Source organism: Mesorhizobium sp. M0923 (assembly GCF_040319365.1).
In the GTDB taxonomy this organism is placed as follows: domain Bacteria; phylum Pseudomonadota; class Alphaproteobacteria; order Rhizobiales; family Rhizobiaceae; genus Mesorhizobium.
On sequence record NZ_JAMYNW010000012.1, the window covers coordinates 95,901 to 118,847 of the forward strand.

29 protein-coding genes and 1 tRNA gene are annotated in these 22,947 nt (G+C 63.8%); 18 read left to right on the plus strand and 12 right to left on the minus strand.

Annotated elements, in window-relative coordinates; translation table 11 throughout:
- Position 1: 1 nt before the first annotated feature.
- From NKH89_RS20940 to NKH89_RS20950, 3 genes are all read right to left on the minus strand, one after another.
- A complete protein-coding gene (locus tag NKH89_RS20940; protein ID WP_352909772.1) occupies positions 2-1,633 on the minus strand; it encodes an ATP-binding protein in 1,632 nt (543 codons plus the stop codon).
- A 361-nt stretch (positions 1,634-1,994) separates the two neighbouring features.
- Positions 1,995-2,071: transfer RNA gene (locus NKH89_RS20945), tRNA-Arg, on the minus strand.
- Positions 2,072-2,233: 162 nt separating this feature from the next.
- Positions 2,234-3,154, minus strand: a complete 921-nt coding sequence (locus tag NKH89_RS20950) for a zinc-binding dehydrogenase (RefSeq protein ID WP_352909775.1) — start codon at positions 3,152-3,154, stop codon at positions 2,234-2,236.
- A 202-nt stretch (positions 3,155-3,356) separates the two neighbouring features.
- On the opposite strand from NKH89_RS20950, the gene NKH89_RS20955 reads away from it, so the two are divergent.
- A complete protein-coding gene (locus NKH89_RS20955; protein ID WP_352548051.1) occupies positions 3,357-4,169 on the plus strand; it encodes an AraC family transcriptional regulator in 813 nt (270 codons plus the stop codon).
- 33 nt (positions 4,170-4,202) lie between these two features.
- On the opposite strand, the gene NKH89_RS20960 is transcribed toward NKH89_RS20955, so the two are convergent.
- Entirely contained in the window at positions 4,203-5,096 is an 894-nt protein-coding gene (locus NKH89_RS20960) for a D-alanyl-D-alanine carboxypeptidase family protein (protein WP_502896921.1), read from the minus strand.
- Between the two features lie 249 nt (positions 5,097-5,345).
- Between NKH89_RS20960 and NKH89_RS20965 the strand changes: the two genes are divergently transcribed.
- Both NKH89_RS20965 and NKH89_RS20970 read left to right on the plus strand, forming a co-directional pair.
- Positions 5,346-6,452 (plus strand): hypothetical protein, encoded by a 1,107-nt coding sequence (locus NKH89_RS20965; RefSeq protein ID WP_352909778.1) that lies wholly within the window; start codon positions 5,346-5,348, stop codon positions 6,450-6,452.
- Positions 6,453-6,797: 345 nt separating this feature from the next.
- The gene (locus NKH89_RS20970; RefSeq protein ID WP_352495059.1) at positions 6,798-7,418 is read left to right on the plus strand and encodes a nucleoside triphosphate hydrolase; all 621 of its coding nucleotides are present in this window, start codon (positions 6,798-6,800) and stop codon (positions 7,416-7,418) included.
- 43 nt (positions 7,419-7,461) lie between these two features.
- Here the strand turns inward: NKH89_RS20970 and NKH89_RS20975 are convergent, their stop codons facing one another.
- Positions 7,462-7,743, minus strand: a complete 282-nt coding sequence (locus NKH89_RS20975) for a hypothetical protein (RefSeq protein ID WP_352481497.1) — start codon at positions 7,741-7,743, stop codon at positions 7,462-7,464.
- On the opposite strand from NKH89_RS20975, the gene NKH89_RS20980 reads away from it, so the two are divergent.
- On the plus strand, positions 7,736-7,861 hold the full coding sequence (locus tag NKH89_RS20980; RefSeq protein WP_352481498.1) for a hypothetical protein: 126 nt from the start codon (positions 7,736-7,738) through the stop codon (positions 7,859-7,861). The genes NKH89_RS20975 and NKH89_RS20980 overlap by 8 nt on opposite strands.
- A gap of 21 nt (positions 7,862-7,882) precedes the next feature.
- Here NKH89_RS20980 and NKH89_RS20985 read toward each other — a convergent pair whose 3' ends face one another.
- From NKH89_RS20985 to NKH89_RS20995, 3 genes are all read right to left on the minus strand, one after another.
- Positions 7,883-8,587 carry a glutathione S-transferase family protein gene (locus tag NKH89_RS20985; RefSeq protein ID WP_352481499.1) on the minus strand — a complete coding sequence of 235 codons (705 nt, stop codon included), beginning with the start codon at positions 8,585-8,587 and terminating at the stop codon, positions 7,883-7,885.
- A gap of 136 nt (positions 8,588-8,723) precedes the next feature.
- A complete protein-coding gene (locus NKH89_RS20990; RefSeq protein ID WP_352816691.1) occupies positions 8,724-9,932 on the minus strand; it encodes a beta-ketoacyl-[acyl-carrier-protein] synthase family protein in 1,209 nt (402 codons plus the stop codon).
- Positions 9,933-9,936: 4 nt separating this feature from the next.
- On the minus strand, positions 9,937-10,191 hold the full coding sequence (locus tag NKH89_RS20995; RefSeq protein WP_023677013.1) for an acyl carrier protein: 255 nt from the start codon (positions 10,189-10,191) through the stop codon (positions 9,937-9,939).
- Between the two features lie 223 nt (positions 10,192-10,414).
- On the opposite strand from NKH89_RS20995, the gene NKH89_RS21000 reads away from it, so the two are divergent.
- Genes NKH89_RS21000 through NKH89_RS21020 form a run of 5 tightly spaced genes read left to right on the plus strand, consistent with a single transcriptional unit; the run spans position 10,415 to position 12,791 of the window.
- A complete protein-coding gene (locus NKH89_RS21000; protein WP_502896922.1) occupies positions 10,415-11,236 on the plus strand; it encodes an urease accessory protein UreD in 822 nt (273 codons plus the stop codon).
- Between the two features lie 28 nt (positions 11,237-11,264).
- Positions 11,265-11,567, plus strand: coding sequence for an urease subunit gamma (locus NKH89_RS21005; protein WP_023677011.1), 303 nt, complete (start codon positions 11,265-11,267; stop codon positions 11,565-11,567).
- A 23-nt stretch (positions 11,568-11,590) separates the two neighbouring features.
- On the plus strand, positions 11,591-11,848 hold the full coding sequence (locus NKH89_RS21010; protein ID WP_023722547.1) for a DUF1272 domain-containing protein: 258 nt from the start codon (positions 11,591-11,593) through the stop codon (positions 11,846-11,848).
- A 35-nt stretch (positions 11,849-11,883) separates the two neighbouring features.
- Positions 11,884-12,477 carry a HupE/UreJ family protein gene (locus tag NKH89_RS21015; protein WP_031195187.1) on the plus strand — a complete coding sequence of 198 codons (594 nt, stop codon included), beginning with the start codon at positions 11,884-11,886 and terminating at the stop codon, positions 12,475-12,477.
- An 8-nt stretch (positions 12,478-12,485) separates the two neighbouring features.
- The gene (locus NKH89_RS21020; RefSeq protein ID WP_023722545.1) at positions 12,486-12,791 is read left to right on the plus strand and encodes an urease subunit beta; all 306 of its coding nucleotides are present in this window, start codon (positions 12,486-12,488) and stop codon (positions 12,789-12,791) included.
- A 26-nt stretch (positions 12,792-12,817) separates the two neighbouring features.
- Here NKH89_RS21020 and NKH89_RS21025 read toward each other — a convergent pair whose 3' ends face one another.
- Both NKH89_RS21025 and NKH89_RS21030 read right to left on the minus strand, forming a co-directional pair.
- Positions 12,818-13,312, minus strand: coding sequence for a hypothetical protein (locus NKH89_RS21025; RefSeq protein ID WP_023722544.1), 495 nt, complete (start codon positions 13,310-13,312; stop codon positions 12,818-12,820).
- Between the two features lie 126 nt (positions 13,313-13,438).
- A complete protein-coding gene (locus NKH89_RS21030; protein WP_023722543.1) occupies positions 13,439-13,822 on the minus strand; it encodes a hypothetical protein in 384 nt (127 codons plus the stop codon).
- Positions 13,823-14,001: 179 nt separating this feature from the next.
- On the opposite strand from NKH89_RS21030, the gene ureC reads away from it, so the two are divergent.
- The 7 genes from ureC to NKH89_RS21065 all read left to right on the plus strand — a co-directional run bounded on the left by ureC (position 14,002) and on the right by NKH89_RS21065 (position 19,589).
- Complete coding sequence (gene ureC / locus NKH89_RS21035) at positions 14,002-15,714, plus strand: urease subunit alpha (protein WP_502895920.1); 1,713 nt, start codon at positions 14,002-14,004, stop codon at positions 15,712-15,714.
- A gap of 47 nt (positions 15,715-15,761) precedes the next feature.
- Positions 15,762-16,355 (plus strand): hypothetical protein, encoded by a 594-nt coding sequence (locus tag NKH89_RS21040; RefSeq protein WP_023722541.1) that lies wholly within the window; start codon positions 15,762-15,764, stop codon positions 16,353-16,355.
- Positions 16,356-16,411: 56 nt separating this feature from the next.
- Positions 16,412-16,996, plus strand: coding sequence for an urease accessory protein UreE (locus NKH89_RS21045; protein WP_023722540.1), 585 nt, complete (start codon positions 16,412-16,414; stop codon positions 16,994-16,996).
- Entirely contained in the window at positions 16,989-17,660 is a 672-nt protein-coding gene (locus tag NKH89_RS21050; protein WP_352495055.1) for an urease accessory protein UreF, read from the plus strand. The genes NKH89_RS21045 and NKH89_RS21050 overlap by 8 nt, the downstream gene beginning before the upstream one ends.
- Positions 17,657-18,097: a DUF3995 domain-containing protein gene (locus NKH89_RS21055; RefSeq protein ID WP_023722538.1), complete on the plus strand. Its 441-nt coding sequence runs from the start codon at positions 17,657-17,659 to the stop codon at positions 18,095-18,097. Before NKH89_RS21050 ends, NKH89_RS21055 begins: the two co-directional genes overlap by 4 nt.
- Positions 18,094-18,735, plus strand: a complete 642-nt coding sequence (gene ureG, locus NKH89_RS21060) for an urease accessory protein UreG (protein WP_352791970.1) — start codon at positions 18,094-18,096, stop codon at positions 18,733-18,735. The genes NKH89_RS21055 and ureG overlap by 4 nt, the downstream gene beginning before the upstream one ends.
- Before the next feature lie 86 nt (positions 18,736-18,821).
- Positions 18,822-19,589 carry a class II aldolase and adducin N-terminal domain-containing protein gene (locus tag NKH89_RS21065; RefSeq protein ID WP_352791971.1) on the plus strand — a complete coding sequence of 256 codons (768 nt, stop codon included), beginning with the start codon at positions 18,822-18,824 and terminating at the stop codon, positions 19,587-19,589.
- A gap of 111 nt (positions 19,590-19,700) precedes the next feature.
- Here the strand turns inward: NKH89_RS21065 and NKH89_RS21070 are convergent, their stop codons facing one another.
- On the minus strand, positions 19,701-20,333 hold the full coding sequence (locus tag NKH89_RS21070; RefSeq protein WP_352909783.1) for an HAD family hydrolase: 633 nt from the start codon (positions 20,331-20,333) through the stop codon (positions 19,701-19,703).
- A gap of 360 nt (positions 20,334-20,693) precedes the next feature.
- On the opposite strand from NKH89_RS21070, the gene NKH89_RS21075 reads away from it, so the two are divergent.
- Positions 20,694-21,653 carry a sugar-binding transcriptional regulator gene (locus tag NKH89_RS21075; RefSeq protein ID WP_352716338.1) on the plus strand — a complete coding sequence of 320 codons (960 nt, stop codon included), beginning with the start codon at positions 20,694-20,696 and terminating at the stop codon, positions 21,651-21,653.
- Between the two features lie 75 nt (positions 21,654-21,728).
- Here the strand turns inward: NKH89_RS21075 and NKH89_RS21080 are convergent, their stop codons facing one another.
- Entirely contained in the window at positions 21,729-21,914 is a 186-nt protein-coding gene (locus tag NKH89_RS21080; protein WP_254815832.1) for a hypothetical protein, read from the minus strand.
- Positions 21,915-22,024: 110 nt separating this feature from the next.
- Between NKH89_RS21080 and gcvA the strand changes: the two genes are divergently transcribed.
- Positions 22,025-22,936: a transcriptional regulator GcvA gene (gene gcvA / locus NKH89_RS21085; protein ID WP_352859128.1), complete on the plus strand. Its 912-nt coding sequence runs from the start codon at positions 22,025-22,027 to the stop codon at positions 22,934-22,936.
- Positions 22,937-22,947 lie beyond the last annotated feature (11 nt).

Here is a 22,947-nt window from a genome sequence, read left to right on the forward strand (position 1 = left end):
CTCAAGCCTCTTCGTCGGACCCGATCAGCTCGTCGTCATCGGGCAGTGGGACCTCCCGCAGCAATCTCCTAAGATTGGTCGAGATTTCATCGCGCATGTCCTCGAAGATGGGCTCGAGTTCGCTGTTAGTGTTGTTCTGCTCCGCCGTTGCGAAAGCCCACATCAGCAGATCGATGCCTTCAACCGCATAGCCGCTTGCGGCCGCCCGCTGGTAGATCTTCTGGTAAAAATCGTGGTGCTTGTTGATTCGCACCCCCGTAACGAAGCCGGTGCCTTCGCCGCTGCGCATCGCGGGCTCCCACAGGTTACCACTGGTGATGTCGTCGACCGCCTCAACGTAGATGTTCTTCGGATCAACGTTTGTTTCGACCGGAACCTTGAGGCGGATACTAGGTCCCCGATTGTTGGCGAGCGTAGCAATTTTCGATGCCGGGTCGAACGAATCAACCGACGGCTTCTTGGTGGATGGCGTGTTGCCAATTACTTTGTTGGCGCTGTCGTGATCGACACCGCGTTCGACCGCGGCCGCGCGTTCTTTGCGGCGATAGCGATTGCCAGCTTCGCGATAGGTCGGCTGCAAGCGACGCCTTAGCTCGTCCTCGAGTGCAGGATCGAATAGGATCTTGGATTTCTTGACGTCCACTTTAAACGCATGATCGAGTTTGTGATCGAAGTCGAACTCCACCCTCAGCAACGACGTGTGAGGTTCGACCGCGCCAAACACGCCAAGCCAGCCACCCTGCTGGATTACGCGGCCCTCGCGATGGATGTAGAAGCCCTGCCCGCGGTTGGTTATACGCGCTTTCTTGCGCTCCTCGCCACTGAGATCGCGCTGGTTGGGCAGGATCCAGGCACGAATGTGAGCCACCTCGACAGCTCTATCCTCCATTTCGACCTCAAGCTTCTGTAGGTCCTTGCCAAGCACCTGCTCAGCTTTTTCCGGGTAAAAGGGATTCCACGGTTCCACCTTTTCATGGTCGATGCAGATACTGACCGTGCGCTCGCGCTTATCCGCCGGATCGAGGAAGCGGTAGTAAATGAGCGCCACGTGCTCTCGCAGCCTTTCCGAGAGGCGACGCATCGCCGCCTGTTCTTGGGTTCCTCCGGGCTGGTCGTAGTCCTTGGAGAGAAGTCGATCGCACTTAGACCAGATGACGAGCGTCCCCCTGTCTCCGCAGAGCTCCTCAAACCAATCAAGCTCGTCGGCGCTCACCGCCTCGCTTAGCATGACCCATTCATTGGTGGCTTCGACGTGTTCAAGGTCCCATGCTAGCTTGGCAAACCCATCACCGGGGCCGCGTCGTGAGATCACTGTCAGCCTCAGGCAAACTGAGGTGGAAGCGGTTTTGAGACCGAGGCCGAATTTGCCGAGGCTCGCCAGGTTGGCTCTGGCCGGCGCGCCATAGCGCATCGCTGCAAAAAGCATGGCCGCGTCCATCCCGTCCCCGTTGTCGCCGAAGCACACGAACTTTCGGCCATCGTTCATCAGCTCAAGGACAACATTCACTTGGGTCGCATTAGCAGCTATTGAATTGTCAACGACGTCCGCTGCTGCGGTATTGAAGTTGTATCCGGTGTCCCTAAGACCATAGATCAGCCGTGTAGCATCAGGTTCATTGGTTAGATCTGTCACTTTTCCCCCCAAGCTGCAGCTCCACAATGCAGCGGCGCCATGCCGTCCCGCCTATGATGGCCGCTCTGTGCGACAGACGGTCGAATCGGTGTACTCTAACGGTTCAGCGTTTTTCGTCCAAGTCTAGATCGGATTTAGAACACGGACCTCGAAGTCCGGGAGACCGTGTTGCGGCTGGCCTCAGCCTCGTCTTCGCCGGCCAAAGTCGGCATCAAACAGGTCGAGGACCGCATCTGGCTGGTCCAGCCTCATGGACTATGATTTGGGATATATCGACTTGGAACAGAGGACGGCACGAGGTTGTCACCCACGTCTTAGGTACAAATTGTTACCCATGTCTCCGGGCCGTACATTTGAGATTTGGCGCACCCGACAGGATTCGAACCTGTGACCTCTGCCTTCGGAGGGCAGCGCTCTATCCAGCTGAGCTACGGGTGCCTTCAGGATCGACGATCCGGAAAACGAACCAGCCGGTAAACCGGCCAGCCCCGGCTTCTTAGCGGAAGCCGGGCCGGGCTTCAACGGGCAATCGCGGGTGGGCTCACGTTGCCGTAGCGGCCCCTGAGATAGATACCTGTCCCGTCCGGCGGCCGCGCCTGCTCATGCGGTCACGGTAAGCACCGCCTTGCCGCTGATGCTGCGCTGCCGCAGCGCGTCGAGGGCCTGGCCGACGTCCCGCCACGGCACGGTCAGGACCACGCGCGTTTCGAGCCGGCCGGCTGCGATCAGCGCGAGCAACGAGGCGATGTCGGCGCCGACCTCCGGACCGGAAGCGTAGTAGGCGAAGGTCTGCAGCCGCGCGCCTTCGTGACCCGGGACGAACTGGCGGAAGCCGATGGGCGTGAGTTCGCCGCTGCTCGAGCCGAACATGACGACGGTCCCGCCGGGCGCCACCCGTTCGATCGCGTGGGCGAGGCTGTCGCCGCCGACCGACTCGGCAATCAGCGAGAACAGTCCTTCGGCGAGCTCGATCGATTCGACGACCCGCTCGGCTCCGAGGTTACGGAGATCTTCGGCATGCCGGGCAGCGGCGACCGCCACCACCGACGCGCCCTGCTGGCGGGCGATCTGGATCTGGAAACGGCCGACCGCGCCGCTTGCGCCGGTAATCAGGACCCGCTGGCCGGCCAGGTCGCCGCCGTGGCGCAGGGTCCGCAGCGCGGTCGTGCCGGCGACCGGAACGGTGGCGGCGGCGACGAAGCTGACATCGTCCGGCAGCACGGCGAGATGGTCTGTTGGAACGACGACATTTTCGGCCCACCCGGCCTCGTCGACCAGAGCCGCAACCTGGGCGCCGACGGCCGGCCCGGAGCCATCGGCCGCCGCGCGCTCGACAATTCCGGCAACGTCCTGGCCAGGCACCCAGCCGTTCGGGCGGATCTTGAGCAGGCGCAGTTCGCCGCGGTTCAGCGAGACTGCCCGGACTGAGACCAGCGCCTGGTGCGGGGCGGGCTCGGGCTCGCCAAGCTCGGCGAGTTTCAACCCGGTGGCGCTCTCGGAAGATGTGACCAAAGCGAGCATTGGTATCGTCCCTTCTTGCTGCGCGGCGGCCGCCAGCCTGTTTTTCGCGCCGGCTTGTCGGCCCGACGTTCGGAACGCAAGCAGGGCATGGCTAGCTGAAAGCCCGCCTGCCAGCTTCTGAGTTACTCAAGGCCCTAAACTATCGACTTTCCTGCTTAAGTAATTTAGATATCGTAGCATTTGATCGCTAAAATAAGTCAATGTGAGACAACCACTCCGCTACCCTTGGCCGAATTTCGATCCGGATGACGTCCTTGCGCCGGCAATCGCCGTGCGCGTTGACGTTACCGAAACCAGGGCGGAGGTGCCGGACCACCGCCACCGCAAAGGCCAACTCGTCTTCGCGCTGGGCGGTGGCGTCACATGCCGCGTCCCCAGCGGCCTGTGGATGGTGCCGCCGCATTGCGCGGTGTGGATTCCGGGCCGCATGGAGCACAGCAATATCGCGACCGCCAATGCCCGGATTTTCTTCGTCTATATCGAACCGGGTGCTACCGACCTGCCGGACCGGTGCTGCACGCTTTCGATCACGCCGTTGCTGCGCGAGCTCATCATAGAGCTGGCGGATCGCGTTGAGGACGATGACGCGAGGGGCGAGCTCCTGACCAGGGCTCTGCTCACCGAACTGCCGCGCATGCCTGTCCAGCAGCTGCACCTGCCGATCTCGTCCGAGCCGCGCTTGAGGCGCATCGCCGCGGCGTTGGCGCAAGATCCTGCCGATCGCAGCACCCTGGCGGAATGGGCCAATCGCGTCGCACTCAGCGAGAGCAGTCTGGCACGTCTCGTGGTGAAAGAGACAGGGCTGACCTTCGGGCGCTGGCGCCAGCAAATGCATTTGATCGTCGCATTGAGCGAGCTGGCCTCCGGCGCCAGCGTGCAGCAGGTTTCGGCCGATCTCGGTTACGAATCGGTCACCGCCTTCATCACCATGTTCAAGAAAGCGCTTGGCAAGCCGCCGGCAAAGTATCTCAGCAGTGTCGCGCAAAACGGCGGTTCTGCGTTTGTCGCCCGATGAGCGCCTGATTCGCCGCCCGCCGGACGTCACCCCTCACTGCTGCTCGGCATACAACAGCCGCGTCGTCGCATTCGCCGTCCCCGTCGACAGGCTGCGCTGGATCAGCGCCTCGACATGGTCGTTGCGCTGGCGCGCGCTGTCGGCGCCCATCACCACGATGATCAGCCGGTGCCCGTCCGCATTATAGGAGGTGACGATGTTGAAGCCGGAAGCGCGGATGTAGCCGGTCTTGATGCCGTCGACGCCGCGCACCCGGCCGAGCATGTCGTTGTGGCCGCGCACCAGCCTGCCGCGAAACATGAAGTCGCTTTCGGAGAAATAGTGGAAATGCTGCGGGAAGCGGGCGTGCAGCGCCATGCCGAGCACCGCCATGTCGCGTGCGCTCGTGTGCTGGTCGCCGTCCGGCAGGCCCGAGGCGTTGCGGAATACCGTGCTGCTCATGCCGATCTGGCGCGCCTTGGCGGTCATCATGCCGGCGAACGCCTCTTCGCTGCCGCCGAGATATTCGGCAACGGCGACCGCCACGTCATTGGCCGATTTGACGACGATGGCGCGGATCGCCGAATCGACGTCGATGGTCTCGCCGCGCCTGAACCGCAGCTTGGTCGGCGGCTGCCGGGCGGCGTTGTCCGACACCGGAATTTGCGTCTCCTTGCTGATACGGCCCTGGTCCAGCGCCTCGAACAGAAGGTACAGCGTCATCATCTTGGTCAGCGACGCCGGATAACGCAGCGCCGTCGAATTGACCTCGAACAGCGTCTTGCCGGTGCCGGCATCGATGACCATCGCGGCATATTTCTGCGGCGGCGCCGGCACCGCCAGCACGCTGTCAGGGGGCGTCACCGTCGTACAGCCGGCCGCAAACAGCAGCAGCATCAGCACCGCGACGTAATTGTGGATGAGCGAAAAGAAGCGGAAGGCGGACAAGTCGGTTCCGAAGGCAGGCTGTTTCTGAGACGAGGCGAAGCTATCTTAACGCAAAGGCACAGTCCATTTGGTTAATATCGTCGCGCCCTGCAATGGTGCCCTGTCCACAGGCAGACGTGGCGGCTGTGCCAAGCCGTCCGATGCGAATTGCCGGCCGCCGCGCTTGCGCAAGGGGCGGCGAGTGGGCTTTGGTGGCGCCGGCAGAATCGGGCCGCCAGAATCGGGCTGGCAGAATCGGTAGGTGCGCACATGGATACGGTCACGATTACGGCAAAGGGGATTTCGGTATCGGTTGATCTTGCCGTCGGCCATCTCGCCGACATGGCGATCGAGATCGACGGCCGTCGGCTGAAGCCGCTGCATCGCGCACCCTGGGTCGAAGAGCCGCGCGAGACGCTGCCGAAAGATCTGCCTGAAGGGACGGTCCACCTGTCCGGCGATTTCCTCTGCGCGCCGTTCTCGACCAGCGACGTCGAAGCGGCACCTTTGCATGGCTGGCCGGCCAATAGTCGCTGGGACGTCGTCGACAGCGCAGCAACGGCCGATGGCTGGCGCGCCGTCTTCCGTCTGCAGCGTCCGGTCATGGGCGCGACCGTCGACAAGATCCTGACCTTGCGCGACGATCATCCGTTTCTCTATCAGGAGCACGTCTTTTCCGGCGGCGCCGGCGCCATTCCCGTCGCCCATCACCCAATGACGGGGATGAAGGCCGGCGGCAGGCTGGCTTTCTCGGCGAAGCGCTTTGCCGCAACGCCGAACGAGGCGCCGGAGCCCGATCCCGCCCGCGGCCGCTCTTTGCTCGCCTACCCGGCGCGGACAGCCGACCTGACGCGCTTTCCCGCCGCCGGCGGCGGCACGATCGACCTGACCGGCTATCGCATGGACCAGCAGCGTGAGGACTTCGTGACGCTGGTCGAGGCCGATCATGGCGGGCCGGGCTGGACCGCGCTGGCGCGCCAGGCGGAAGCCGATCTGGTGCTGGTGCTGAAGAACCCGGCTGAACTGCCGGTGACCATGCTGTGGGTCAGCAATGGCGGGCGCGATTATGCGCCATGGAGCGGCCGCCATCGCGGCGTGCTCGGCATCGAGGATGGCCGCACCGCTGTCGGCCACGCCGCATCGCTCGGCGACAACTGGCTGAAGCGCGAAGGCGTGGCGACCGCCTTTGCGCTTTCTGAAGGGCGCAGCTTTTCGTTCCGCCATGTCATCGGCGCACTGCCGTGGCCGTCCGGCGAGCCGCCGCGCGACGTCGCGAGCTTACCGGGCCGCATGCGCATCCTGGCCGCCGACGGCGCCGTGCGCGACATTGGCTTCGACAGCGACTTCCTGCGGATCGGCAGGTCGGCCCCAGCTTGAGAGCTCGCCTCCCCACCTTCGTCATCCCAGGGCGGAGCAGGAGCGAAGCGACGTCGCGGAGACCCTGGGATCCATGCCGCGACCGTCGTCGAGGAATGCGGCGGAACAGAATTCTGCGCCGCTGAGGCGCCCTGATGTCACGGCATGGATCCCGGGGTCTGCGCTGCGTCGCTTCGCTCCTTGCTCCGCCCCAGGATGACGAAAGGGACGATCGTTTCGGGCAATCTCAAAGCTTTGCGATTTGCCGACGGACGGTCAAAATCCCTGAGCGAGGAAACTAATCTCGGGTTTGAAATTCCCGCGAATTGTCGCCAAGATCGAAAACACTCAGCCAGAAAGGCTCCAATGTCCGAGATCGCCCATATTGCTGCTGCCATCTTCAAGCGCGCCGGCAAGGCGCCGCGCTTCATCGTTGCCATTGCCGGTCCGCCCGGCGCCGGCAAATCGACATTGTCGGCAGGCTTGCACGACCTGCTGCCGGAAGGCACGGCGGAAGTCGTGCCGATGGATGGCTTCCATTACGATGATGTCGTGCTCGAGCGACGCGGCCTTCGCCAGCGAAAAGGTGCCCCGGAAACCTTTGATTTTGCCGGCTTCGAAACGCTGCTCAAGCGCATCCGCGCCGGCGAGCCGGATATCGCGATCCCGGTCTTCGACCGCAGCATGGAGCTGTCGCGCGCCGCCGCTGCGATCATCGCCGCCGACACCAAATTCATCCTGGTCGAAGGCAATTATCTGCTGCTCGACGAAGAGCCATGGACGCGGCTGGCGCCGCTGTTCGACTTCTCGATCTTTGTCGATGTGCCGCGCGCCGACCTCGAGCGCCGACTGCTGGAGCGATGGCACGAGCACGGCCGGTCCGACGAGGACGCGCGCGCCTGGATTGCTTCCAACGACATGCCGAACATCGATCGCGTGCTTGCCCGTCGGCGGCCCGCCGACCTGGTGGTTGGTGAACAGGCCTGATCTGTAAGGACTGTTCGGCCGGAACCTTAACACTTTCAGGCCGTTATCCCGGACACGGCAATCGTGCCGCATGAGGGAACAGTTCGATGGAAACCATGGCAAGAAAGCCTGCGCCCGCCAAGGGTAGGGCAACACGATCAAAAGCAACGCGAGCGAAAACCAGCGCCGGCCCGGCAGTGGCGGCCCGCTCCAAGGACGCGGCAAAGCCCAGCTTTGGCAAGGCGGCGCCGAAGAAGGTGGTGCCTGCCGCGGCCAAAGCCGCTGCACCCAAGCCCAAAAAGCCGGCAAGCAGCAGAGGATCGATCGCAGGCAGCGCAATGCGCACCGTCAAAACGACGGCCAACGTCGCCGCCGGTGCCGTGCTTGCGACCGCCAAAGGTGCGGCCTCGCTTGCCGCTTCCGTAGTCGGCAAGGGCTCGAAACCCCGGACCAAGGCAAAATAGCCGGGCCAGTCTGGCTTTCGATCAGGCTCTGGCCGGAATGGTGAGGCCCCTCTGCACCGCCGGCCGGGCAAGGCCGCGCTCCAGCCATGCGCCGACGCTGGGGAAATCGTCGAAACCGACGAGTTCCCGTGCCTCATAAAAGCCGATCAGATTGCGCACCCATCCAAGCATCGAAATGTCGGCGATGGTGTAATCGTCGCCCATGATCCAGCTGCGGCCCTTGAGCCTCGTTTCGAGGACGCCGATCAGCCGTCGCGACTCGTCGCGATAACGTTCCAGGGGGCGCTTGTCGGCGATTTCGCGCCCGGCGAATTTGTGGAAGAACCCGACTTGGCCGAACATCGGCCCGATCGAAGCCATCTGGAAGAACACCCACTGGATCGTCTCGTAACGCAGCGTTGCGTCTGCCGGGACCAGCTTGCCGGTCTTGTCGCTGAGGTAGAGCAGGATGGCGCCGGATTCGAACAGGCCGATCGGTTTGCCGCCCGGGCCGTCCGGATCGATCATCGCCGGTATCTTGCCGTTCGGGTTCAAAGACAGGAATTCCGGGGTCCAACTTTCGTTCTTGCCGATGTCGACAGCATGCGGCTCGTACGGCAGGCCAAGTTCCTCCAGCGCGATCGATATCTTCACCCCGTTCGGCGTCGGAAACGAATAAAGCTGGATGCGGTCGGGATGGCTTGCCGGCCAGCGCGTGGCAATCGGAAACGCGGACAGATCGGTCATCGAAACTCCTGGTCGGGGGGCGCCCCGAACGGCGCGGTCATGGCGGGTCGCAGAGAGTTAGGCGCGACGCCTGGCGCGATCAATATGCGCATGGAAAGTTTCACCGGCCCCGACGAAAGCCGGCAAGGGGTGCGGTTCAGACGGCTTTGACCGCCAGCACCGCATTGGTGCCGCCGAAGGCGAAGCTGTTGCTGATCGCGGTGCGCACCGCGCGCTCACGCGCCACGTTCGGCGTGATGTCGAGATCGCAGTCGGCGTCGGCTTCCCGGTAGTTGGCGGTCGGCGGCACGATGCCGTCGCGGATCGCCATCACGCAGGCGATCATTTCCAGCGCGCCGGACGCGCCGAGACAGTGGGCGTGCATCGATTTGGTCGAGGAGATGGAAAGCTTGTAGGCATGGCCGCCGAAGACACGCTTGATCGCCGCCGTCTCGATCTGGTCGTTGGCCTTGGTGCCGGTGCCATGCGCGTTGAGATAGTCGACGTCTTCCGGATTGAGCCCGGCATCGACGAGGCAGAAGCGCATCGCCGCCTCCGGCCCTTCGATGGTCGGCGCAACGATGTCGGAGGCGTCGGCGGAAAGGCCGACGCCGGCGATTTCGGCAAGGATGGCGGCGCCGCGCGCCATGGCATGCTCATAGGTTTCCAGCACCACCATGCCCGCACCCTCGCCGAGCACAAGGCCTTGGCGATCGGCCGAAAACGGCCGGCAGGTGTCCGGCGACAAGACCCGCAGGGCCTCCCAGCCCTTGAGGATGCCCCAGACCAGCGGCGCATCGGTGCCGCCGGCGACCATGACGTCGGCGCGGCCGAGCCTGATCTGGTCGACCGCCGAGGCAATGGCGTGGTTGGATGACGAACAGGCAGAGGTGATGCCGAATACCGGCCCGCGCAGACCAAGATTCATGCTGACGTGGCCGGCGGCCGCGCCCGGCATTACTTTCGGCACGGTGAAGATGCCGGCGCGGTTCTTGCCTTCGAGCAGGATGGCGCGATAGCTCTCTTCGATTGCCTCCCAGCCGCAGACGCCGACGCCGACGATGGTGCCCATCCGATAGGTGTTGGCCGCGTGCGGGTTCAATCCCGCCTGCTGTGCCGCCTCCCGCGCGGCGATCGTCGCCAGAAGGCTGAAGCGGTCCATCGACACGACCTGCTTGCGGTCGATGCCGTGCTCGGGAAGCGTTTTGATTTCGCAACCGACCCTGACCTTGAGGTCATGCAGCTCGGAATTGACGATCGCACCGATTGCCGAACGGCCGGTGCGCATCTCATTCCATATTGCTGGTGCATTGGTGCCGAGCCCGCATAACCCGCCGATGCCCGTGATGACGATGCGCTTGTGCATTCAGTCAGGCTTTTTTCGCGATCAGCGCGCGAACCGCCTCGACCATGTCGCCGACATTCTTCAGATTGCTCCAGGCATCGACCGTGTTCATCTCGATTTCGATGCCATACTCTTCCTCGAGATCGAAGATGATTTCCGTCAGTTCCAGCGAATGGATGCCAAGGGCGGTCAGTTCGGTACTGGTGGTGATTTCCTCGCCGCCCGGCTCGGCATGAGCCTTGATCTTGGCGATGATATCGTTTGCCAGCTGGTCAGCCATTCGGTTTCTTCCCCAACTCTGTCGTTTCCCGACGCCAACTGATCAGCGCCCCTTTTGTCCTCGATTACGTCGTCATCGTCGCCTTTTACCCCCGCCAGGCGCCGATGACCGTACCAAGGTGGCTCCCTCTATAGAAACCGAAACGCTGTCAAGCAACAAGCTATATATCGACAAAGCCGCCGCAGTGCTTAACGTTGGTGTCGTGGACACGATCGCATATAGCTTGAGCTCAGTGCCGCCGGCCCAGCGCGTTGCCGGCGTCGCGCGGCTTGGCTGCGACTGGAACGGAGGCCGCACGCGTCTTCGGCGCTTGTACCAGGACGGCTCGGCCAAGATCCGCATGCCGGCAGTCTCGGCCGATCCGCTCGAAGCTGTCCTGATCAACACTGCCGGTGGGCTGACCGGCGGCGACCGTCTCGCCTGGCAGGTCGATGTCGGTGCCGGCGCCTCCGCAACCATAACAACGCAGGCCTGCGAGAAAATCTACCGCGCCGCATCCGATCGCGCCGAAGTGCGGGTGCAACTGACCGTCGGCGAAGGCGGCCACATTGCCTGGCTGCCGCAGGAAACCATCGTCTTCGACCGCTCGGTCTTTGCCCGCACGCTTGACGTGGAGCTTGCCGCCGGAGCCGAGGCGCTGATCCTGGAGGCTACTGTCTTCGGCCGCCTGGCCATGGGCGAACGGGCAGCGCAAGGCTATTTCCACGACCGCTGGCGCGTTCGCCAGGACGGAGCGCTGGTCCATGCCGAGGAGTTCCGCATCGGGCCCGACATTGCGGCCACCTTGAACCGTACGGCTGTGGCCGGTGGCGGCATCGCCGTGGCGACGCTGCTGATGGTGTCGCCGCGGGCAGAGGCTTTGCTCGAGCCGGCCCGGGGCATGGTCGGCGGCCAGGGCGGCGTCAGTTTCTGGAGTGTGCGGAAATCTGGCAAGCTTCTTGCGAGGCTGTTCGCCGAGGACGGCTACCAGCTCCGCAAGCGGCTGGTGCCGCTTGTCGAATTGCTCAACGGGCGGGCGGGCCTGCCCAAATTATGGTCACTCTGATTTCGATTATGCCACTGCAGGAAAAAGCATGAATCTGACGCCGAGGGAGAAAGACAAGCTGCTGATCGCCATGGCGGCGATCGTGGCCCGCAAGCGGCTCGAACGCGGCGTCAAGCTCAACCACCCGGAAGCGATCGCGCTGATCACCGATTTCGTCGTCGAGGGTGCCCGCGACGGGCGCGCGGTCGCCGAGCTGATGGAGGCCGGCGCCCATGTCGTGACCCGGGCGCAGGTGATGGAAGGCATTGCCGAAATGATCCACGATGTGCAGGTCGAGGCGACGTTTCCCGACGGCACCAAGCTGGTGACCGTGCACGAACCGATCAGATAATCACCAAAGGCGAGGAGAGGAAAATGCTTGAGCTGCGTCCCAACTGCGAATGCTGCGACAAGGATCTGCCGCCCGATGCGACAGATGCGGTGATCTGCACCTTCGAATGCACCTTCTGCGCGGACTGCGCCCAAAACGTGCTCGGCGGCGCCTGTCCGAATTGTGGCGGCAACTTCTCGGCCCGCCCGATCCGTCCGGCAGCGATGCTGAAGAAATATCCGGCCTCGACCCAGCGCATTCTCAAGGCAGAGGGCTGCGGCCCGGCCCGCAAGGCCGCGTGAGAGGCATGATGATCTCGAAGATGGAAGGTACGCCGATGATCCCCGCTACGATGAAACGCACAACGCTGTCGGCGGTCCTGCTGCTGGCGGCAGCTGGGCCAGCCTATGCCCATGTCGGCGACGGCACGGTTTCGTCCTTCACCGCCGGCTTCACCCACCCGCTCTCCGGCCTCGATCACATGACGGTGATGATTGCCGTCGGCCTGTGGGCAGCACTCAAGGGCGACAAAGCGATCTGGGCATGGCCGCTGGCTTTCGTCGGCATCATGCTGGCCGGCGGCGCGCTCGGCATCCTGCATGTGCCGATGGCTTTCGTCGAGCCGGCCATATTGGCGTCCGTCGTGGTGCTCGGGCTGCTGGTTGCGCTCGCCGTCGACCTTCCGGTCTCGGCCGGCGTCGCCGTCATCGGCCTGTTCGCGTTGTTCCACGGCTATGCCCACGGCACCGAGGTGCCCGAAAATGCGGGTGGGCTCGGCTACATGGCGGGCTTTGCCGCCGCCACCGCGCTGCTCCACGCCGTCGGCATCACTGCCGGTTTCAACCTCGGCTGGCGCTTCCGCGGACTTGCCCGCGTCGCCGGGGCCGCCTGTGCCACGATTGGCGCCGGCCTTGCTTTCGGCGTCCTGTGAGGGCCGCAATGATCCCAGGTGAAATCATCACGGCAAGCGGCGAGATAGAGCTGAACAAGGGTCTGGCGACCGTCACCTTGAAGGTAGCCAACAGCGGCGATCGGCCGATCCAGGTCGGCAGCCATTATCATTTCTTCGAGACCAATGAAGGGCTGAGATTCGATCGCGACCAGGCCCGCGGCATGCGCCTCGACATCGCTGCCGGCACCGCCATGCGCTTCGAGCCGGGGCAGGAGCGTGACGTTACCCTGGTGCCGTTCGGCGGCAAGCGCGAGGTCTACGGATTTCAGCAGAAGATCATGGGCAAGCTGTGAGATCGAAGGCGTCGAGCAGTTTCGGCTCAGCCGGGCGGCTTGGCCGCCGCATAGATGACGACCTTTCCCGGATCGTCGAATTCCACCGCCAGAACGTCCTCGGTTTGCACTCTCCGCGAGTCGATGGCGTTGAACAGCAATGCGTTCGCCTCGATCTCCTTGCGCAGCTCGGCAATGTCGTCCCGATGTTGCCTGACCTTGTTTTCGATCGCCGGCGGCGGGCCGCCTTCGGTGCGCGCGGCGTCGGTAAGAAACACGATATCGACCTTGTCGAGCTTGGACGTCTTGCGCACGACAGCGATGTTTTCACGCGTGCGGTCGATCGCCGAGCTGACCTTGCCGGCTTCCGCATTTGTCTTGGTCTCTTCCTGGCCGACCTCCGAGCCGACGATCCGGTTGACGGTCTCGGCGCTATCGAGGCTCTGCGCGTTCAGCGCGGCGTGCGGAATGCTGGCTGCCAGAAACGCGGTCGCAGCAATCCCATGCAGCCATCTGGTGTCGGAGAAGGTGGTGATCGCCATCGCTCGTTCTCAGGCTCCTTTTCGAGGCTTGTGTCAGGGCGACAGGACCGAAACGTAACTTCCCCTGTGAAGGTTCCCTTTGCGATGCGGCGGGCTGACCGGGCGCCGGCCCGCCGCCTCGCCTCGTCAGCTGGCTTTCTTGGTGATCAGCGTCAGCGCGCCATTGGTGCTCATGCTGGCGGCGATCACCTGCGCCGAGGTGAGTCCTTTCGCTTCGAGCGCGGACTTGACCTCCGGTGTCGCGTCGATCGAGCCGCGCAGCTTCTGCAAATCGGCATCGCTGCGCTTAGCGATCACCTCGTTGACCTTGGCTTGAGTATCCGCCGGCAGATCCTTGATATCGACGACATTGATCGCCTGAATGGTGGGCGCCTGCGGCTGCGCCCCGGGCGCGGCAGGAGCAGGAGCGGCCGGCGCCGGACTGGGCTGCTGCGCAGGCTGTTGCTGGGCGCTGGCGGCGGTTGCGAGCACCAGCGTGGCGGCGGCTGCCAGAAGGGTCGTTTTGCGCATGGATGTTCCTTTCCATCGATTGGCAAATGGTCGTTTTGGGGTGGCCCGCCCACCTCAACCGCCAAATGGGATCGGAAAGTGTCGCTCAGCGGGTCATTGCGTGACCATAGGATGGCGGCAATGTGGGTCCCGGCTTCGACAAGCGGTATTTTCGGGCTGTATTTCGGGAGCAATTGCTGATGGCTAAAATCACCCGCGCCGCCTATGCGCAGATGTACGGCCCGACCGTTGGCGACAAGGTCCGGCTCGCCGACACCGAACTGTTCATCGAGGTCGAAAAGGATCTCACCCTTTACGGTGAGGAGGTGAAATTCGGCGGCGGCAAGGTCATCCGCGATGGCATGGGCCAGAGCCAGGTTTCGCGCGCGCAAGGCGCGGTCGACACCGTCATCACCAATGCGCTGGTCGTCGATGCCACCGCGGGTATCGTCAAGGCAGATATCGGCCTCAGGGACGGCCGTATCGCCGCGATCGGCAAGGCCGGCAATCCGGATACTCAAGGCGGCGTCACCATCATCATCGGCCCCGGCACCGAGATCATCGCCGGCGAGGGCAAGATCCTGACCGCCGGCGGCTTCGACGCGCATATCCACTTCATCTGCCCGCAGCAGATCGAGGAAGCGCTGATGTCGGGCATCACCACCATGCTCGGCGGCGGCACCGGCCCGGCGCACGGTACGCTGGCCACCACCTGCACGCCTGGCCCGTGGCATCTGGCACGCATGATCCAGTCTTTCGATGCCTTCCCGATGAATATCGGCCTGTCGGGCAAGGGCAACGCGTCGCTGCCTGCCGCGCTCGAGGAGATGGTGCTCGCCGGCGCCTGCTCGCTGAAGCTGCATGAGGACTGGGGCACGACACCGGCTGCAATCGACTGCTGCCTGTCGGTCGCCGACGATTACGACGTGCAGGTCATGATCCACACCGACACGCTGAACGAGTCCGGCTTCGTCGAAAACACGGTGGCGGCGATCAAGGGCCGCACCATCCATGCCTTCCACACCGAAGGCGCCGGCGGCGGCCACGCACCTGATATCATCAAGGTCTGCGGCCTGCCCAACGTCATTCCGTCCTCGACCAATCCGACCCGCCCCTACACGGTCAACACGCTGGCCGAACACCTCGACATGCTGATGGTCTGTCACCATCTGTCGCCGTCGATCCCCGAAGATATCGCCTTTGCCGAAAGCCGCATCCGCAAGGAAACCATCGCCGCCGAAGACATTCTGCACGACATCGGCGCCTTCTCGATCATCTCGTCGGACAGCCAGGCCATGGGCCGCGTCGGCGAAGTCGCGATCCGCACCTGGCAGACCGCCGACAAGATGAAGCGCCAGCGCGGTTCGCTGCCGCAGGAGACCGGCGACAACGACAATTTCCGCGTCCGCCGCTACATCGCCAAATACACCATCAATCCGGCCATCGCGCATGGCCTGTCGAAGGACATTGGCTCGGTGGCGGTGGGAAAACGCGCCGATCTCGTGCTGTGGAATCCGGCGTTCTTCGGCGTCAAGCCGGACATGGTGCTGATCGGCGGCATGATCGCCGCCGCCCCGATGGGCGATCCCAACGCCTCGATCCCGACGCCGCAGCCGATGCACTATCGGCCGATGTTCGGCGCCTATGGCAAGGCGATGACCAATTCGTCGGTGACATTCGTTTCGAAAGCCGCGCTCGACGCCGGCCTGCGCGGCAGGCTCGGCGTCGACAAGCAGATGGTGGCGGTCGAGAATACCCGCGGCGGCATCGGCAAGCATTCGATGGTGCTCAACGACGCCACGCCGCATGTCGAGGTCGACCCCGAAACCTACGAGGTCCGCGCCGACGGCGAGTTGCTCACCTGCGAGCCGGCCACCGTGCTGCCGATGGCGCAACGCTACTTCCTGTTCTGAACCATAGGCGTTAGAACGACCGATGTAGAACATGCCGCGCCAGGCCTATGGACCAGCAACTCCCTTACGCCCACGACATTTTCCCGCATATCCGCATTGTCCTGGGCATGGTGATCGGCCTTGGCGTCACACGGCTGCTGTCGGGGCTCGCCCGCATCGTCCAGCATCCCGGCCAGTACCGGCTCTATCCCGTGCACCTCGCCTGGGTTGCGTCGGTGCTTCTGATGCTGGTGCATTTCTGGTGGTGGGAGTTCGGCCTGTTCCAGATCGAGAATTGGACCTTCGGCAAATACCTGTTCATCATCTTCTACGCCGTCGCGCTGTTCCTGCTCTGCGCGCTGCTGTTCCCGGATTCGATGCTGGACTACACCAGCTATGAGGATTTCTTTTATTCGCGCCGGGCCTGGTTCTTCGGCCTGCTGGCGGCGACCTATCTGCTCGACGTGATCGACACGCTGCTGAAAGGGCCGGAGCATTTCGCCCATTTCGGCATCGAATATCTGATCCGCACGCCGGTTTTCGTCGCGCTTTGCGTCATTGCGATCCTGCTGCGCGACCGCCGCTTTCACATCGCCTTTGTCGCCGGCGCGCTCGTCTATCAGATATCGTTCATCCTGCGGCTCTTCGACACGATCGTCTGAGCCCCATTGGGGCGGCGGACCGGATAGTCTAGGCTTTTTGCGAAAGGCAGTCTTACATGAAGCTCGATATTCGCACCGACTTCACCAAATTCCCGCGCGCCGTCTCCGTCCTGGCCGCAGGCGAAGCCGGAACTGCCACGCCATACGACCGTGCGGTGCTTGCTCATGACGAGCGGCATCTGCGCCGTCGCGCCATCGAAACGGCCCGTAGCGACAAGGTGCTGGTCGACCTGCCCGAACCGGTGACGTTGAACCATGGTGACCGGCTGGTGCTGGAGGATGGCCGCCAAATCGAGATCATCGCGGCCGAGGAGCCGCTCTATGACATCAGGGCCAGCGATCCTGTCCATCTGGCCGAGCTTGCCTGGCACATCGGCAACCGCCATCTCGCCGCCGCAATCGAAGCTGGGCGCATCCTCATCCTGCGCGACCATGTCATCAAGGCGATGCTGGAGGGATTGGGCGCCATTGTGAGCGACGTCTCCGAGCCGTTCAAGCCGGTGCGCGGCGCTTATTCCGGCCATGGCGGGCACGGCCATGCTCATGCCGAGGCGCATACGCACAGCCACGCCGAAGCGCATTCTCATAGCCATAGCGAATCGCATTCCCACAGCCATTCGCACGACCATGACCATGACTGACCAGCCTTCCAACATTGCATTGTTGCGGCTGATGGCGTGGCTGTCGCCTTCCTTCCCGGTCGGCGGCTTTTCCTACAGCCATGGCCTGGAACAAGCCGTGCATGCCGGGCTGGTTGCCGACAGCAAAGACCTCGCCGCGTGGCTGGAAACGCTGGTCGAGATGGGTTCCGGCTGGAACGATGCGGTGCTGTTTGCCGAAAGCTGGCGCCGGGCGCGCGAAGCCGGCGATCTCGTCGAGGTCGCTGCGCTCGGCGAGGCCTTAGCCGGCTCGCGCGAGCGTCATGCCGAAACCATGCTGCAGGGCGCCGCCTTCCTGAAGGCGGCCTCGGCCTGGCCGTGCCAGGTGCTGGACCGCCTGCCGGCCGAATGTGCCTATTGCGTCGCCGTCGGTGCCGTCGCCGGCGGCCACGGATTTATGCTGCGGGACGCGCTGGGCGCCTTCCTGCAGGCCTTCTTTTCCAACCTCGTCCAGGCAGCGATCCGGCTCGGTGTCGTCGGCCAGAGTGCTGCGATGACGCTGCTCGCCGGCTTCGAGCCGCTGGCCTTGGCGACCGCGGCCCGCGCTACCGGCTCGACGCTCGACGATCTCGGCGGCTGCGCTTTTATCTCCGACATCACGGCGAGTAGGCACGAGACCCAGTATTCGCGGCTGTTCCGCTCATGATCGTCCTCGCTTTCGCCCTCTCGCTGGTTCTGCTGCTGATCACCGCGCTGCATGTCTATTGGGCCATTGGCGGCATCTGGCCGGGCAGGGATGCTGCCTCCTGCGCCCGCGCCGTCATCGGCTTTCATGGCGTCGACGAAATGCCGGCGCCCTTCGCCAGCTTCGCCGTTGCCGCCTGCCTCGGCCTGGCGACACTGTGGCCGATGGCGCTCGAGGGCATCTTTGCCACGCCCTTTCCCAAGGCCGGGCTTGCCGCCACGTCGCTGCTCATCGCGCTGGTTTTCCTGGCGCGCGGCATTGCCGGCTTCACGCCGTGGTGGCGCCGGCTGACGCCCGAGCAACCTTTCGCGCGGCTCGATCTGCGTTATTATTCGCCGCTGTGCCTGCTGATCGGCCTCGGCTTCGCCATCCTTGCCTTCACGGAGTTCCCCGCATGATATCCCCGAACGGCCCTCTTCGCATCGGCATCGGCGGTCCGGTCGGCTCCGGCAAGACGACGCTCACCGAAAAGCTCTGCAAGGCGCTGCGCGACGAGTTCTCGATCGCCGTCGTCACCAACGACATCTACACCAAGGAGGACGCCATGATGCTGGCGCGCCTCCAGGCGCTGCCCGAAGATCGCATCATCGGCGTCGAGACCGGCGGCTGCCCGCACACCGCCATCCGCGAGGACGCCTCGATCAATCTGCAGGCGATTGCCGAAATGACCAAAAAATTCCCGGATCTCGACATCATCTTCATCGAATCGGGCGGCGACAACCTCGCCGCCACCTTCTCGCCGGACCTTGCCGACCTGACGCTCTATGTCATCTCGGTTTGCCAGGGCGAGGAGATTCCGCGCAAGGGCGGACCGGCGATCACCCGGTCCGATTTCCTGGTCATCAACAAGAGCGACCTTGCGCCCTATGTGAACGTCAATCTCGATGTCATGGAGAGCGACGCCGCCCGCATGCGCGGCAAGCGGCCGTTCGGTTTCACCGATCTGTCGCGCGGCAAGGGGCTGCAGGAGGTCATCGATTTTATCGTCGAGCATGGCGGCCTAAGGGTCGGCGCCGCCGCCAGCACGGCGGCGTAAGGCGACAGTGCTCGCCTGCACCAAACGAAATCGGTTGCGGGTGTTCCAGCCGCGCGGCATGCTCGCTCCATTCGCGGAGACATACGATGAGCATCACGCGCCTGCAGAAGGAAGTGCTGACCAACCTGCCGTTCTATGAGGAGCGCGTCGACCTCGCTTGCGCCTTCCGCTGGACGGCGCGGCTCAACATGCACGAGGCGGTGGCCAACCATTTCTCGCTGGCGGTCAACGACGATGGCTCGCAATTCCTGATGAACCCTAACCAGGTGCATTTTTCGCGCATCAAGGCGAGCGACCTGCTTTTGATCGACGCCAATGATCCCGACACGCTGACAGGCCCGAATGCGCCCGACCCGACGGCATGGGGCCTGCACCGCGCCATCCATCGCAACGTGCGTCATGCGCGCTGCGTCATGCATGTCCACTCGATCCACGCCACCGTGCTTGCCTCGCTCGCCGACTCGACGCTGCCGCCGGTCGACCAGAACTCGGCGATCTTCTTCAACCGCCATGTCGTCGACGCTCATTATGGCGGGCTGGCCCTCGAGGAAGAGGGCGAGCGCTGCTCGCAGCTTCTTGTCGACCCGAAGGTCAAGGTGATGGTGATGGGCAACCATGGCGTGCTGGTCATCGGCGACAGCGTCGCCGACACCTTCAACCGCATGTTCTATTTCGAGCGCGCCGCCGAAACCTATATCAAGGCGCTGTGGACCGGCCGGCCGCTGCGGGTACTGTCGGATGAGATCGCAGAGAAAGCGGCAAGGGAACAGGAAGACTATCCCGGCCAGGCCGAACGCCACCTCTCCGAACTGAAGGCTATCCTCGACGAGCAGGAGCCTGTCTACCGGTACTGAGCTGCGCCCTTCTCCCCGTACAATGACGGGGAGAAGGACGCTGTTATCGCTGGTTTCGCCAATCATCGGCGTTGCAGGAAGTCTAGCTTGCGGCGGCCTTTTCAGCCAAGCTTACAGCCCCAAATGAGCCCGCAATTCGTCGGCGCCGTTGATGACAATCGCCCCCGGCGGCCCTTCCATGGGCACCTCTGGCCAGAAGATCGTTTTCATTCCCGCTGCCAGCCCCGCCGTGGCGCCCGTCACGCTGTCGTCGACCGCCACGGCCTCGGCGGGATCGACGTCGGCCAGCCAGGCGGCGCGCAGGAAAGGTTCGGCGTGCGGCTTGCCTTCGCGCACGTCGTTGCGGCTGACCGTCTTCATACCGGGATAGACGAGGCCTACGGCGCGCAGATTGGCATCGACGATCAGCCTGTCCGAGTTGGACACCACCGCTTGCGGCACGCCAAGCGCGCGCAGCTCATTGAAAATCTCGATCGCGCCGCTGCGAGGCGTCAGCGTTTGCGCCATCGGCAGATAGTGATCGTATTTACGCACGATCCAGTCGTCGAAAGGCAGGTCGAGGCCGAACTCGTCGCGCAGCATTTCGTAGACCGGCCATGCGGCGATGCCGAGCACCCGCTCGTGCAGGTCGGCCGGCGGCGCGACGCCGACGCTGTGCAGCGCCGCAATCAGCGCCGCCTCGTGCAGCGGCTCGCTGTCGACCAGCGTGCCGTCCATATCCCAGAAAACCGCTTTCGGCGTCATGCAAGGCTCCATTCTCCAAAATCCCTTAAAGCGTTTAGCGTGGGAGATAAACCGCCGCGTCCCCGCTAATGCATGTCGCGCAAAAGTGTGCAGCGGTTTTGTGATAACGACATGCATAAAAAAGAATCTAAAGCGGATCGCATGAGGCCGATCGAACACGTCGCGCTTTGGAACCGAGATTGGTGCGACCTCGACAGCCTTGCTGTTGCGACGAGACTAGGTCGGCCCCGTCACTTCGCTCGAAGCACCAAGTCCGGACCTTAAGCAATTGCTCTTCCAATAGGCAATTGCGCACAACCTCATTCCCTGCGAAACTATGGTGCTCCGCCTCTCATGCTCGGCGGGCTGGGAGGCAGGACCTTGAATTCGCGGCAGGATAGCGGCGGCAACAGGCTGGACGACGCGGCGCGCGCCGGCTGGCTCTATTACGTTGCCGGCAACACCCAGGACCAGATCGCCGCCACGCTTGGCATCTCCCGGCAGACGGCGCAGCGGCTGGTGTCGCTCGCAGTCTCCGAAGGGTTGATCAAGGTGCGCGTCGACCATCCGATCGCCAATTGCCTCGACCTTGCGGCACGGCTGAAATCGCGCTTTGCGCTTGATCTGGTCGAGGTGGTGCCGAGCGACCCGTCTTCGTCCTCCACCGTCATCGGCGTCGCCGAGGCGGCGGCGGCCGAGATCGAGCGGCGGCTGCGGTCGCCGACGCCGATCGTCATGGCGATCGGCACCGGCCGCACGCTGAAGGCGGCGATCGAGCAGCTGCCGCCGATGGAATGCCCGCAGCACAAGGTGGTGTCGCTGACCGGCAACATCTCGCCGGACGGCTCGGCCGCCTTCTACAACGTGATCTTCACCATGGCCGACAGGGTCAAGGCGCGCTCGTTTCCGATGCCTTTGCCGGTCATCGCCTCCTCGCCCGAGGAGCGCGAGATGCTGCTCAGCCAGCCGATGATCCAGCCGACGCTGGCGCTTGCGGCCGAGGCCGACGTCACCTTTGTCGGCATCGGCGATCTCGGCCCGAAGGCGCCGCTTTACGAGGACGGCTTCATTTCGGAGGGTGAATTGAAGGCGCTGCAGAAGGCCGGCGGCGTCGCCGAGATCGTCGGCTGGGTGTTCGATCGCGACGGCCGCATGATCGACGGTATCACCAACGACCGGGTCTCGTCGGCGCCGCTGCCGTCGCGCGAAAAGTCGCTGGTGATCGCGCTTGCCATGGGCGACCGCAAGCTGCCGGGCATCTTCGCCGCCGTCAACCGGCGGCTGGTCAACGGCCTCATCACCGATGAGCGGACCGCCGCCGCCTTGCTGGCGGGCGCATGATCTCCAGGCCGCTGGCGGTCGGAAACGATCATGTGAAATCGAAACGCATCTGAACCCCCGATAAAACGAGCGACATTACTGGTGCCGGCCGCAAGGATCGTTGCCGTCGAGGAAGCCCATGTCGCGCTGCAGATGCGGCGGCAGTTCCCGGACGTCGAGATAGGCCCGTTTCCGCGCCGCGTGCCTTGCCAATCCCCGCGCCAGCCGTGAAAACCAGCCGTGGGCTGGAGCAAGAAGCAGCTTTTCCTGTATTGTGGTCATGATCGTCAGCCTTCGCTATCTCTAGGCGTAATTGATCTTCAACAGGGAATATCGGTAGGACCGGCCGGTGCCGCCAATCAAACGTCGATCACTGCCCATAAGGAGGGCTTATGCCGGAGCTCAATTCACGACAGCTGGTTTCGCAGCTTCCTCCGCTTCAGGCGATCCGGGTGTTCGAGGCGGTGGCGCGGCATCTCTCGTTCACCAAGGCTGCCCAGGAGCTTGGCATGACGCAGGCGGCGGCAAGCTATCAGATCAAGCTTCTGGAGGAGCGCATCGGCGCGCCCTTGTTCCTGCGCCAGCCAAAACAGATCGTGCTGACCGAACCCGGCCAACGCCTGGCGCCCGCGGTCAGCGAAGCATTCGCGCTGTTGAGCGGCGCCTATGCCGCCGCGCGCACCGGCGCCGATGGCGTGCTTTGCGTTTCGACGCTGCTGACCTTTGCCTCCAATTGGCTGGCGCAGCATCTCGGCTCGTTCCAGGTCGCGCATCCGTCGCTGGCGGTGCGCGTCGATACTTCGAACAGGGTTGTCGACTTTGCCAGAGAGGATATCGACATCGCCATCCGCTCCGGCGGCGGCAACTGGCCGGGCGTCGAGACCCATATGCTTTTCAGGGCCGATTTCACGCCGGTTCTCAGCCCAAAACTCGCGGCCAGCATCGGCGGCGTCAACGAACCGGCCGACCTGCTGCGGCTGCCGATCCTCGACCCGGGCGACATCTGGTGGCGGGACTGGTTTGCCGCCGCCGGCCTGCCGGTCGCGGAATTGGCCAAACGCACCGGCACCAGCATGGGCGCGCAAGCCTACGAGGCCAATGCCGCGATTGCTGGCCATGGCGTGGCGATCGTCACCAAGGCGCTGTTCAAGACCGAACTTGCCGACGGCCGCCTGATCCAGCCCTTCGATCTGGTTGGTGACGACGGCCATGCCTATTGGCTGGTCTATCCGACGGCGCGGCGCAACGTGCCGAAGATCCGCGCCTTTCGTGATTGGATCCTGAGCGAGATCGCTTGCCAATAGGCCGAATCCAG